The sequence below is a fragment of the Herbaspirillum sp. CF444 genome (assembly GCF_000282135.1).
Lineage (GTDB): Bacteria > Pseudomonadota > Gammaproteobacteria > Burkholderiales > Burkholderiaceae_D > Herbaspirillum.
Genome location: NZ_AKJW01000032.1, coordinates 1 through 12,330 on the forward strand (window position 1 = coordinate 1; position 12,330 = coordinate 12,330).

Below are 12,330 nucleotides of genomic sequence, written 5' to 3' on the forward strand. Positions count from 1 at the left end.
CCGTGTGGCTGGAAGCCGCCGTTCCCGAGGCACAGGCTGGACAGGTCAACGTCGGCGCCAAACTGGAAGCCCGTTTTTCCGCTTATCCGGGTGAAAACTTCACAGGAAAGATCCTTGCCGTTCTGCCCGAAACCAATGCCGACAGCCGCACGCTTCGGGTACGCGTCGAATTGCCCAATCGTGACGGCAGGTTGAAGCCGGGCATGTATGCCGGGATCAGCCTGGGGGCGGGCAAGGCAACCTCAGGCTTGTTGGTTCCGTCCGAAGCGGTCATTCGCACCGGCACGCGCAATGTCTTGTTGGTCACGACGGGTGACGGGCGTTATCGGCCTGTCGACGTCCGGCTTGGCCGGGAAGCAGACGGCAAGAGCATCGTGCTGGATGGGGTCGCGGAGGGGCAGCAGGTTGTCACGTCGGGACAATTCCTGATCGATTCCGAAGCCAGCCTCAAAGGCGTGCTGGCAAGATTGAACACATCGTCGTCCTCTGCCGCCGATACAGCGCAGGCCGCACTCAACGACACTACCGGGAAAATTGAGTCGCTCAAGGGCGTCGATATCACGCTCTCGCATGGTCCGGTCCCCTCGCTGGGTTGGGGACCGATGACGATGTCGTTCAAACTGGCGCGGTCCGACATGGCGTCGGGTCTCAAGACCGGCGACAGCGTGCATGTCAGTTTCAGTGAAAAGAATGGCGATTACGTGATCGAGAAGCTGGATCGGAGCGCGCCATGATAGAGAAACTCATCAAATGGTCGATTGCGAGCCGTTTTCTGGTCTTGCTTGCGGTCCTTTTCCTCGGGGCATGGGGTGTCTGGGCACTCAAGACGACGCCGGTGGATGCCTTGCCGGATCTGTCGGATGTCCAGGTCATCATCCGCACCAGCTATGCCGGCCAGGCGCCGCAGATCGTTGAGAACCAGGTGACCTATCCGCTGGCGACTACCATGCTGTCGGTGCCGGGAGCGAAGACCGTGCGCGGCTACTCCTTCTTTGGCGATTCCTTCGTCTATGTCCTGTTCGAAGACGGCACCGACATGTATTGGGCCCGCTCCCGGGTGTTGGAGTACCTCAACCAGGTGCAGGGCCGCCTGCCGGCTTCGGCCAAGGCATCGTTGGGGCCGGACGCCACCGGGGTCGGCTGGATCTACGAGTACGCCCTGGTCGACAAGACCGGCCAACACGATCTGGCTCAGCTGCGCAGCCTGCAAGACTGGTTTTTGAAATATGAACTCAAGAGCTTGCCCAACGTGGCGGAAGTGGCGACTGTCGGCGGGATGGTCAAGCAATATCAGGTCGTGCTCGATCCGGTGAAGCTGGCGGCCTACCGGATCACGCAAGACAGCGTCGTGGAGGCGATCAGGAAAGCCAACCAGGAAACCGGCGGTTCGGTGCTGGAGATGGCGGAAACCGAATACATGGTGCGGGCTTCCGGCTATCTGAAGACGCTTGCAGACTTCCGCAATATCCCGTTGGCGACGGGACAAAACAGTGTCCCGGTCAAATTGGGCGACGTGGCGACCATCCAACTGGGGCCGGAAATGCGGCGCGGCATTGCCGAGCTCAACGGCCAGGGGGAAACCGTCGGCGGCGTCGTCATCCTGCGCTCCGGCAAGAATGCACGCGACACCATTGCCGCCGTCAAAACCAAGTTGGAAGAACTCAAGAAGAGCCTTCCGTCCGGCGTCGAGGTGGTTCCCGTCTATGACCGCAGCCAGTTGATCGACCGGGCCATCGACAACCTGTCGCACAAGTTGCTCGAAGAATTTCTTGTCGTGGCGGTGGTGTGCGGCCTGTTCCTGTGGCATCTGCGCTCGGCGCTGGTGGCGATCGTTTCCTTGCCGCTCGGCGTCATGATTGCCTTCATCGTCATGCGTTACCAGGGCGTCAACGCCAACATCATGTCGCTGGGCGGCATCGCCATCGCCATCGGCGCCATGGTCGATGCCGCGGTCGTCATGATCGAGAATGCCCACAAGCATATCGAGGCGTGGAAGCACGAACATCCGGGGCAATCCCTGCAAGGGGACACCCACTGGCGCGTGATCGGCGAGGCGGCGGCGGAGGTCGGGCCGACGCTGTTCTTTTGTTTGTTGATCATCACCTTGTCGTTCATCCCGGTTTTCACGCTGGAGGCGCAGGAGGGACGGTTGTTCGGGCCTTTGGCGTTCACCAAGACCTATGCCATGGCCGGCGCTGCGGGCTTGTCCGTGACGCTGATTCCTGTCCTGATGGGTTACATGATCCGCGGGAACATCCCGTCGGAAAACAGCAATCCGCTCAATCGCTGGCTGATTCGTTGCTATCGGCCGCTGCTGGAGGCCGTCCTGCGTCGCCCGAAAGCGACCTTGCTCATTGCCGGCCTGGCCTTGCTGACGACGCTGTGGCCGATCAGCCGACTGGGCGGCGAGTTCCTGCCGCAGATGGATGAGGGCGACTTGCTCTACATGCCGTCCGCCTTGCCGGGCTTGTCCGTGGCCAAGGCATCCGAGTTGCTGCAACAAACCGATCGCCTGATCAAGACCGTCCCTGAAGTCGCCAGCGTTTTCGGCAAAGCCGGCCGGGCCGAGAGTGCGACCGACCCGGCGCCGCTGGAGATGTTCGAAACCACCATCCAGTTCAAGCCGCGCGATCAATGGCGTCCCGGCATGACGCCGGCGAAATTGATTGCTGAACTCGACCGGGTCGTCAACGTGCCGGGCCTGTCGAACATCTGGGTGCCGCCGATTCGCAATCGGCTGGACATGCTGGCGACCGGGATCAAAAGTCCGATCGGCGTCAAAGTGTCCGGGACCAGCCTTGCCGATATCGACAAGACGGCGCAACAGATCGAACAGGTCGCCAGACTGGTTCCCGGGGTGAGTTCCGCACTTGCCGAACGCCTTGGCGGAGGGCGTTACGTGGACATCGATATCGACCGGCTTGCGGCCGCCAGCTACGGGCTCAATATCGCCGACGTGCAAAGTATCGTGTCCTCGGCGATCGGCGGCGAGAACGTGGGAGAAACGGTCGAGGGGCTGGCGCGGTATCCGATCAGCGTTCGCTATCCGAGGGAAATCCGGGACTCGCTGGAGAAACTGCGCGATTTGCCGATCCTGACCGGCGGCGGCCGGCAGATCACGCTGGGAAGCGTCGCGAAGTTGAAGATCAGTGACGGCCCCCCGATGCTGAAAAGCGAGAATGCGCGACCGAGCGGCTGGATCTACGTCGATGTCCGGGATCGGGATTTGGCTTCCGTCGTTGCCGATTTGCGTACCGCGGTTGCTGCCAGGGTAAAACTGGCGCCGGGACTCAGCATTGCCTACTCCGGGCAGTTCGAGTATCTGGAGCGCGCGAACGCACGTCTGAAACTGGTGGTGCCGGCAACACTGCTGATCATCTTTGTGCTGCTGTACCTGACTTTCCGGCGGTTCGACGAAGCAGCCCTGATCATGGCTTCGCTGCCGTTCGCACTGGTCGGCGGCATCTGGTTCCTCTATCTGCAAGGCTACAACCTGTCGGTTGCCACCGGCGTGGGATTCATCGCCCTGGCGGGCGTCTCCGCCGAATTTGGCGTCGTCATGTTGCTGTACCTGAAACAGGCTGCCGCTGCCCGGCAAGGACAGGGAATGTCACTGACTGCCGCCGCTCTTGAAGACGCGATCCGGGAAGGCGCCGTGCTTCGCGTTCGTCCCAAGGCAATGACCGTCGCCGTCATTCTGGCCGGCCTGGTGCCCATTTTGTGGGGAAGCGGCGCCGGCTCCGAAGTCATGAGCCGCATCGCCGCCCCCATGGTGGGCGGCATGATCACGGCGCCATTGCTGTCCATGTTTGTTATTCCGGCCGCGTATCGCTTGATGCGTGGTCGTCAACCTGAAGCCGCAGAGGCTTGATTCATCTTCAACCTGAAAGGAAAATCATCATGAAAAATCGTTTCGTCATTGCCGCATTCGCCAGCGTTGTCTTCCTTGGTGCGTCATCGGCGTCGGCTTTTGCCGCCGACATGGGAAACATGAGCAATATGGGTAAAAGCGATTCCGCCGGGAAGGTCGCACACGGTATCGGCGTCATCAAAGACATCGACACAAAACAGAACACCGTCATTCTTGCTCACCAACCTATCAAGGAACTGAACTGGTCCGCCATGACCATGGCTTTTAAAGTGTCGGATGAGAAACTGCTCAGGGGTGTCAACGTGGGCGATCAAGTGGCGTTTGATCTGAAGGGAGGCGGGATGTCGCCTGTCGTGACCGCAATTCGTCCGATCAGGTAAAAAGACCGATTCGCTCGTGACCGGCCCATTCCGGTCACGCGCTTTTTTATTTTGCGGGCGGAGAAATAAAAGCCAAGTCATGGCCAACGCCGTGAACCCGGTTGTGCTTGCCGGCCAGTCCGAAACGATGGATTTCCGGCTGGGGAGATAGTGGATATACTAGTGCAAAATCATTCAAGAATTTCCAGAGCAGCCAAGCATTGTTCAAAAAACAATGCCCTCTATCGTTTGGCGCTTGCTTGAGAGCGGTTCGTCGAGAATAACCAGAAAATTATAAAAGCTCGTAAAGAGAAGATTTCATCGCCTTGTATTGACGGTTTTCGCTTCACCCGGCATGGCCGCCGATGGCGGGATGCCGGCGCGCGCCGAGACATGACCCATGCCCGGAAAGGGAAATGGATACTGCAAAATTTCCGTGTTCGCTATGCCGGAGACTTCGATGCATATGAAAGGAAGTATGCTTTTTTCGAGGATCAGCAATTGGCCATTGAAATTGAAAATGGCCGCTCTTCTCGTACTGGCTTCTTTTTTGCCGCTCCTGGCCACCGCACTGCTCGACCAGCACGAAATGCGCGAGAAGCTGATTGCGAATACCGCGGCGTTGCTGGCGGCACGTGGCGATCAATTGGCCGGCAGCCTGGATGCCGTGCATCGGGATTACCAGCGCAACGCCGGCAGGCTGGCGCAAGTACCCAGGGTGACGGCGTTTTGCCAGGCGTCGCCGCGCGAGCGCGAAGAACTCCAGTCCGGGATGCTGGCCGCGCTCAAGGTGCAACTGGTCAGCGATCCCCATATCAGGGCTGCAGCGATTATCGATCCGGTCGGCGCCGTGCTGATAGCGAGCGAGCCGCGTCTTTCCGGCGTCCGGCTGGGATATCGCAGTTTCGTGCGCGACGCCATGGCGGGGCAAGCCGTGATCTCGGAAATCCACGATGCAGAACCGGAGCTGGGTGGAGAACCGGCTTCCGTCTATCTTGCGCCGGTCTCGGGAGCGGATGGCAAGCCGCTTTGCATGATTGGCTTATGGGTGTCGGCGAGCGCGGTCTGGGACGTTGCGCAAAGCATGAACGGCCTGGCGGGAGAACGCAGTTTCGCCGTGATCTTCGACCGTGAAGGCATCCGTGTCGGCCATTCCTACAGCAAGGATATTGTGTTTCATCCTGCCGCGCCCCTGAGTCCCATGGTGATCGAATCCATGGTCGCCGAACGCCGCTTCGGCGCCAGGACGCGTGAACTGCTGACCGACGTGCGCTCCTTCCCGGAACAATTCGACCGCGCCCGCGCAGCGGCGCCCGACAGGGGGATGTTCCGTGGTTTTGCGCCGGTCAACGGCGAATGGAATTACGGCGTCGCGCGCCGTTTGCAGACGGTGCCGAGCACGGTCTTTTACATGATGCCGGAGAAAAACCTGAGCGCGCAGATCAATGCCATGCTCGTTCGCCAGGCAGCGCTTGCCGGACTCATCATCCTTGCCGCGATGGCCGTGGGCATGCTGTTCGCGGCTTCCATCGTGCAGCCGATCCGGTCCCTGGCCGGCACGGCCGCCGTGCTGGCCAGCGGCGACTTGACGGCGCGCGTTCCGGTGCGTGGCAGCGACGAACTCGGTCAGCTCGGGCAAAGTTTCAATGCCATGGCGGAACATCTCGGGGTCCAGGCCGCATCGCTTGAACGAGCGCGCGACGACCTCGAGGTCAAAGTGCAAAAACGTACGGAAGAACTGGCCCGATCGACCGTGGCGCTGGAGACTGAAATCGCGGAGCGCAAAGGAGCGCAGCGCAAGCTCAATGCCCAGGTCGAGCGCCTGAACCTGCTGCATCAGATTACCCGGGCGATCGGCGAGCGCCAGGATTTGCGCAGCATTTTCCAGGTAGCGGTGCGTAGCGTCGAAGAACACCTGCCCACGGATTTTGCCTGCATCTGCCTGTACGATTCGGCGGTCAACGCCATTTCCATCACCTGCGTCGGCATGGCGAGTGCCGAACTCGCGATGCAATTGACCATGGGCGAGGGGGCCAGCGTGCAAGTGGACGAGAACGGTTTGTCGCGTTGCGTGCGCGGCCAGCTCATTTACGAACCCGACATCGCCGGTTCGCCTTTTCCCTTCCCCGCGCGCCTGCATGGCGGCGGTTTGCGCTCCCTGGTGCTGGCGCCGCTGCTGGTGGAGCGCCAGGTATTCGGGGTGCTGATCTGCGCGCGTCGCGCTGCGGAGAGTTTTAGCAGCGGCGAATGCGAATTTCTGCGCCAGCTCAGCGAACATGTCGCCCTGGCTGCGCACCAGGCGCAAATCTACCTTGCGCTCCAGCAGGCCTATGACGATTTGCGGCAGACCCAGCAGGTGGTCATGCAACAGGAGCGCTTGCGCGCATTGGGGCAGATGGCCAGCGGCATTGCCCACGACATCAACAATGCCATTTCCCCGGCGGCCCTGTACGCGGAATCCTTGCTGACGCGGGAGCCCAACCTGAGCGAGCGCGCACGCACTTATCTCGAGACCATCCAGCGCGCCATCGAAGACGTCAGTCATACCGTCGCGCGCATGCGCGAATTTTACCGGCCGCAGGAAATGCAACCGGGCTTCACCTCGGTCGACCTGAACCGGATGCTGGAACAGGTGATTGAATTGACCCGGGTGCGCTGGAGCGACATGCCGCTGAAGCGAGGAGACGTGATCGAACTGAACATGCAGCTCGATGCCGGCGTGCCTGGCATCCGGGGCAGCGAAAGCGAGATCCGCGAGGCGCTGACCAACCTCGTGTTCAATGCCATCGACGCCATGCCGGACGGCGGGACGCTCACCGTGCGCAGCTTCCGGTGCGACACGTTGCCGGCAACGATAGGGCAAGACGCGCGGCGCGTCGCGATCGAGGTGAGCGACACCGGCATCGGCATGGATGAAGCGACCCGGCAACGCTGCCTGGAGCCGTTTTTCACCACCAAGGGAGAGCGCGGCACCGGCCTGGGCCTGGCCATGGTCTACGGCGTGGCCAAGCGGCATGGCGCCGAGATTGAAATCGACAGTGCAAAGGGGGCGGGCACCACCGTGCGCCTGCTGTTTTCCGCCGCCGCTGCCCAGGACTCGGCGGCGGTCGGGATCACGTACGCGCCGCCGCACAACCTTTCTCTGCTCGTGATCGACGATGATCCGCTGCTGCTCAAGTCGCTGCGGGATATCCTGGAAAGCGACGGCCATCGCGTCAATGCAGTCAATGGCGGCCGTGCCGGCATCGAGGCATTCCATGCGGCATTGGCAGGCGGCGCGCCGTATTCCGCCGTCATTACCGACCTCGGCATGCCCACGGTCGACGGCCGCAAGGTTGCCAGGGAGGTGAAGGCCGCCTCGCCGCTCACGCCGGTGATCATGCTCACCGGCTGGGGGCAACGGCTGGTAGCCGACGGCGAGGTGCCGGCCCATGTCGACTGCATGCTGAACAAGCCGCCCAAGCTGGCCGACCTGCGTCTCGCGTTGGCGCAGCATTGTCAACCGATCTCCACCTGAGCGCAACCGGGACATCCACCATGCAACCTATCTCTGCTTCGTCGCCCGCCGCACCGGATGAAGACGCTTCCGCCATCGGAGGCAAGCCCGGCATGATACGCATCATCGTGGTTGACGACGAGGTTGCGCAAATGCGCGCGTTATGCGACACCTTGCGCGACCATGATTACGAGGTGACGGGATACACCGCTGCCGAGCAGGTCCTGGCGGCCTTGCAGGACAAGCGATTCGATCTGCTGCTGACCGACCTGATGATGCCGGGGATGGATGGCATCGCGCTGTTGCAGGCTGCGCACCGGATCGATCCCGATCTCGTCGCCATCATCATGACCGGCGAAGGATCGATCACCAGCGCAGTGGCCGCGATGAAATCCGGCGCGCTGGATTACATCCTCAAGCCCTTCAAGCTTTCCGTGGTTCTGCCCGTGCTGGAGCGGGCCCTCGCCATACGGAATCTGCGCATGAAGAATGCCATCCTGGAAGAGCGGGAGCGCAAGCATACGCTGGAACTCGAAGCGGCGCTCAAGGACCTGGAAGCTTTTTCGTACTCCGTTTCGCACGATCTGCGCGCGCCGTTGCGGATTGCCGGATCCTATCTGGCGATATTGACTGAGGATTTCCCCGGACAACTGCCGGCCGAGGCGAATCGGCTGCTTGGCGTGGCCCAGCACAACATCGCGCAGATGGGACAATTGGTTGAAGACTTGTTGCGCCTGGCACGGCTGGGGCAGCAACCTCTGACGAAACGCCCGATGAGCATGGCGGCGCTGGCGCAGGAAGTGCTGGCAGAGCTGCTTGCCACAACGCCGGAACGCGAGGTCGACATCGACATGGGGGAGTTGCCCGCTTGCATCGGCGACCCGGGCTTGTTGCGGCAGGTCTATTCCAATTTGCTGTCGAATGCCTTGAAATTCACGCGCAACCGCGACCGGCCGCGCGTAGAGATCGGCGCTTATCCGGAAAACGGCCATACGGTGTATTTTGTGCGCGACAACGGCGCCGGATTCGACATGCGCTACGCGGTCAAGCTATTCGGTGCGTTTCAGCGCTTGCATAGATCGAGCGATTTCGAGGGCACCGGCATCGGTTTATCCATCGCGCACAAGATCGTCGAACGCCATGGCGGGCGCATCTGGGCCGAAAGCGAAACCGACCGGGGCGCCATTTTCTATTTCAGCTTGCCGGAATCCGCTTAAAGCGCTCCCGCAATGGGTAAATGGATACTCAGTATGTGATGTCCGAGCGGAAAGCCACTGTGCAAAAACACACCTGTTGAGCAACTTTCAACTTTTTCATGTGAAAGTTAAACCTATTTTCCATGTCGGGAGTATTGGACGGCGTTGTTTGTAATATATTTGGATTAATTATTCATATAAGCAGTTCAAGCCTCATCCACGCCGATGAGGCGATTTAAAAACGGCGATTACTTTAAAAACAATAATTTAAAAATCGTTTCTGCGAATAAATTTGGCGCAATCATCAGGCCAAGTGATGGTTTCCCGGGGGGCATATGTCCGAATTCGTCTCGTCTCTGCGTATTATGGTCGTGGACGACCAGATCACACATCTCAAGGCGCTGTGCGACATATTGGGACAGCATGATTTTGACGCGACCGGCTGTTCGACCGGCGAAGCGGCGCTTGCCCTGCTTCGGGAGGGTTCCTTTGATCTGCTGCTGACCGACCTGGTCATGCCCGGCATCGGCGGTCTGGCCTTGATAGAGGCGGCTCGCGCACTCGATCCTTGCATCGCTTGCATCATCATGACCGGGGAGGGCACGGTCGATACGGCGGTCAAGGCGATGAAAATAGGCGCACTTGATTACATCATCAAACCGTTCAAGGCGGCCACCTTGCTACCCGTACTGAAGCGGGCCATCGAGTTCCGTGAGTTGCGGCTGCGGGATGTCGCGTCGGGCGCCATGCCGTCCGGCGCCGATAGCAAATAATGCCGGGAGTCGCCATGAAACGTCCGGGCCGCAAAGCCATGCTGTTGTCGATCGTCGTTGTCCTCGTTGCCGGTATCGGCTTATGGCTGGGGCTGCGCCCGGCAGACGGGCCGCCGCCGGCGACCGAATCCATCATCATTGCAACCAACACCGACTATCTGGGCGCCTGCCCGGTGATGGCGGCGCAAAACCAGGGCTATTTTGCCAACCACCAGTTGCGCGTACAGTTGCAGCCGTATAGCAGCGGCAAGCAAGCCTTGAGCGCGGTCCTGTCGAACAAGGCGGATATGGCGACGGTCGCCGATATCCCGATCATGTTTGCCGCGCTGAGCGGCACGCCGGTCCAGGTGTTCGGTACCATTTTCCGTACCGGACAGGACCATGGGCTGGTGGCGCGGCGCGATCGCGGCATCAACCAGGGCAGCGATCTCAAAGGCAAGCGCATCGGCGTCACGCTGACCACCTCGGGACACTTCGCGTTGGATGTGTTTCTCAATCGCCAGCGTCTCGACACCCGCGACGTGCAGTTGCTGAATTATCCGCCCGATGGCCTGCTGCAAGCGCTCGTCAGCGGTGAAGTCGACGCCGTCAGCGGCTGGGATCCGTTTCTAGGCCTCATCCAGGAGCGGCTGGGGGCGGTTGCCCTGCGGCTCTCGGGGCAGGACATCTACGAAAGCATTTACAACATGGTGGCGCCGACGCTGTACCTGCGGCAGCATCCGCAAACCGTGATCCGGCTGCTGCAGGCGCTGGAGCAGGGCGAGCGCTTTTGTCGCGACCAGCCGGCCGCCGCCTCCGCCTTCCTGTCCCGGCTCACGCCCGAGGGCAAGGCGGCGCTGCTGGCCGGATGGTCGTCGCATCATTTCGGCCTTGAGCTTGATCAGAGTCTGTTGCTGGTGCTGGAAGACCAGTCGCGCTGGGCGATCAAGGGCGGGCTGAGCAATGCGCGCGCGGTGCCCAATTTCCTCGACTATGTCTACCTGGATGGGATGAAGGCTGTCAGTCCCTCCGAGGTGACGATCATCTATTAGGGGCCGCGCGTGAAAATCTCCACTCGTCTCAAGCTCGCGCAGTTGATTTGCATCGTCCTGCTGGCAGTGATGGCGCTTATCTTTACCCGCACCACGCTGCAGATGCGCCACGAAGTCGCGAAGGCAGAAGCCACCTTCCAGGTGCTGCGGGCGGCGTCCGGACTGCGTTATTTGTCGCTGGAATATGTACTGCACCACGAGAACCGCAGCCGTTTGCAATGGCAGCAGCGGCGGCAGTCGCTGCAGGAGCTGATCGCCGGCAACGGCAGCTTCGACGCCGACGACGAACTGACCCTGTTGGGCGACCTGCGCCAGCGTCTCGAGTCGATCGGCAGCCTGTTTAATGAATTACAGGGACTGCAGGCGGAACTCCAGCGCGCGCCGGAGCGGCGCGAAATCCTGCTGGAACTGGAGGCGCGCCTCACCGGACTGATCATGAACCGCGCCCAAGGCATGATCTCCTCTGCCGATGATCTGGCGCGGATCAGCCGCGCCAACATCCTGGTTGCGCAAAACAATTTGATGATCGCCGGCGCCGCGCTTGGCGGGCTGATCCTGATCGTGGTGCTGGGCGCGATGAGCCTGACCATCCGCAGCGTGACGGCGCCGCTGTCGCGCCTGCACAAGGCTACGGAAGTGGTGGGGAGCGGCAGCCTGGACTTTGCGCTCGATCTGCGCGCCGACGATGAAATCGGCAGCCTGGCGCGCTCTTTCGATCACATGGTCGAGCGGCTGCGGCAAACCACCGTCTCGCGCAATGAGTTGCTGCAGGCAAACCAGGCGCTGCAGGAGGAAGTGGCGGAACGGCAGGCGGCGGAAGGCAAGGTGGTGGCCCAGCTGGCACGCATGAGCCTGCTTCACCAGATCACCCGTTCGATCGGTGAGCGGCAGGATTTGCGCAGCATTTTCCAGGTGGTCATTCGCAGCCTGGAAGACCAACTGCCGGTCGACTTCGGCGCCATCTGCCTTTATGACAACGGTGAACTGGTGGTCAGCGGCGTGGGCGTGCGCAGCTACGATCTGTCGATGGCGCTGGCGATGGGGGAGGCGGCGCACATTGCGATCGACCAGAACGGCCTGTCGCGTTGCGTGGCCGGCCAGTTGGTGTACGAGCCGGACATCGGCGCGGTCGGTTTCCCGTTCCCGCAGCGGCTGGCCAAGGCCGGCCTGGCGTCGATGGTACTGGCGCCCTTGCTGGCGGAGAACACCGTGTTCGGCGTGCTGATCGTGGCGCGCCGCCGGAAGCACGATTTTTCCAGCACCGATTGCGAATTCCTGCGTCAACTGAGCGAGCATGTGGCGCTGGCCGCCAACCAGGCCAAGTTGTATGCGACGCTGCAGCAAGCCTACGACGACCTGCATCAGAGTCAGGCCCAGGTGACCAAGCAAGAGCGACTGCGCGCGCTCGGCCAGATGGCCAGCGGCATTGCCCACGACATCAACAACGCCATCGCGCCGATCGGCCTGTACGCCGAGTTGCTACTGGAGACCGAACACGGGTTGAGCGAGCGCGGGCGCGCCAGCCTGCAAGTGATGGAGCGCGCCATCGACGATGTGGCGGCGACGGTGGCGCGCATGCGCGAATTCTATCGGCAGCGCGAGCC

At 61.3% G+C, this 12,330-nt stretch carries 8 protein-coding genes; all 8 read left to right on the forward strand.

The genetic code is table 11. The features are described from left to right. The coding region (locus PMI16_RS08075) for an efflux RND transporter periplasmic adaptor subunit (RefSeq protein WP_034379591.1) at window positions 1–734 on the forward strand (734 nt) is incomplete at its 5' end. Further along, window positions 731–3,871: an efflux RND transporter permease subunit gene (locus PMI16_RS08080; RefSeq protein WP_007878342.1), complete on the forward strand. Its 3,141-nt coding sequence runs from the start codon at window positions 731–733 to the stop codon at window positions 3,869–3,871. The genes PMI16_RS08075 and PMI16_RS08080, both read left to right, overlap by 4 nt. A 29-nt stretch (window positions 3,872–3,900) precedes the next feature. Further along, window positions 3,901–4,251, forward strand: a complete 351-nt coding sequence (locus PMI16_RS08085; protein WP_007878346.1) for a copper-binding protein — start codon at window positions 3,901–3,903, stop codon at window positions 4,249–4,251. Window positions 4,252–4,750: 499 nt separating this feature from the next. Beyond that, complete coding sequence (locus tag PMI16_RS08090) at window positions 4,751–7,747, forward strand: ATP-binding protein (protein WP_051994613.1); 2,997 nt, start codon at window positions 4,751–4,753, stop codon at window positions 7,745–7,747. A 20-nt stretch (window positions 7,748–7,767) separates the two neighbouring features. Then, a complete protein-coding gene (locus tag PMI16_RS08095) occupies window positions 7,768–8,943 on the forward strand; it encodes a sensor histidine kinase (protein WP_193365728.1) in 1,176 nt (391 codons plus the stop codon). Between the two features lie 314 nt (window positions 8,944–9,257). Then, window positions 9,258–9,695: a response regulator gene (locus PMI16_RS08100; protein WP_007878350.1), complete on the forward strand. Its 438-nt coding sequence runs from the start codon at window positions 9,258–9,260 to the stop codon at window positions 9,693–9,695. Between the two features lie 14 nt (window positions 9,696–9,709). Further along, window positions 9,710–10,726 (forward strand): ABC transporter substrate-binding protein, encoded by a 1,017-nt coding sequence (locus PMI16_RS08105; RefSeq protein WP_007878352.1) that lies wholly within the window; start codon window positions 9,710–9,712, stop codon window positions 10,724–10,726. Window positions 10,727–10,735: 9 nt separating this feature from the next. Further along, a partial coding sequence (locus PMI16_RS08110; RefSeq protein ID WP_007878354.1) for a HAMP domain-containing protein occupies window positions 10,736–12,330 on the forward strand: 1,595 nt, incomplete at its 3' end.

Excerpts from the sequence above, each read along its gene's own strand:
- PMI16_RS08080 (WP_007878342.1), top strand. The coding sequence starts at position 731 with ATGATAGAGAAACTCATCAAATGGTCGATTGCGAGCCGTTTTCTGGTC.
- PMI16_RS08085 (WP_007878346.1), top strand. The coding sequence starts at position 3,901 with ATGAAAAATCGTTTCGTCATTGCCGCATTCGCCAGCGTTGTCTTCCTT.
- PMI16_RS08090 (WP_051994613.1), top strand. The coding sequence starts at position 4,751 with ATGGCCGCTCTTCTCGTACTGGCTTCTTTTTTGCCGCTCCTGGCCACC.
- PMI16_RS08095 (WP_193365728.1), top strand. The coding sequence starts at position 7,768 with ATGCAACCTATCTCTGCTTCGTCGCCCGCCGCACCGGATGAAGACGCT.
- PMI16_RS08100 (WP_007878350.1), top strand. The coding sequence starts at position 9,258 with ATGTCCGAATTCGTCTCGTCTCTGCGTATTATGGTCGTGGACGACCAG.
- PMI16_RS08105 (WP_007878352.1), top strand. The coding sequence starts at position 9,710 with ATGAAACGTCCGGGCCGCAAAGCCATGCTGTTGTCGATCGTCGTTGTC.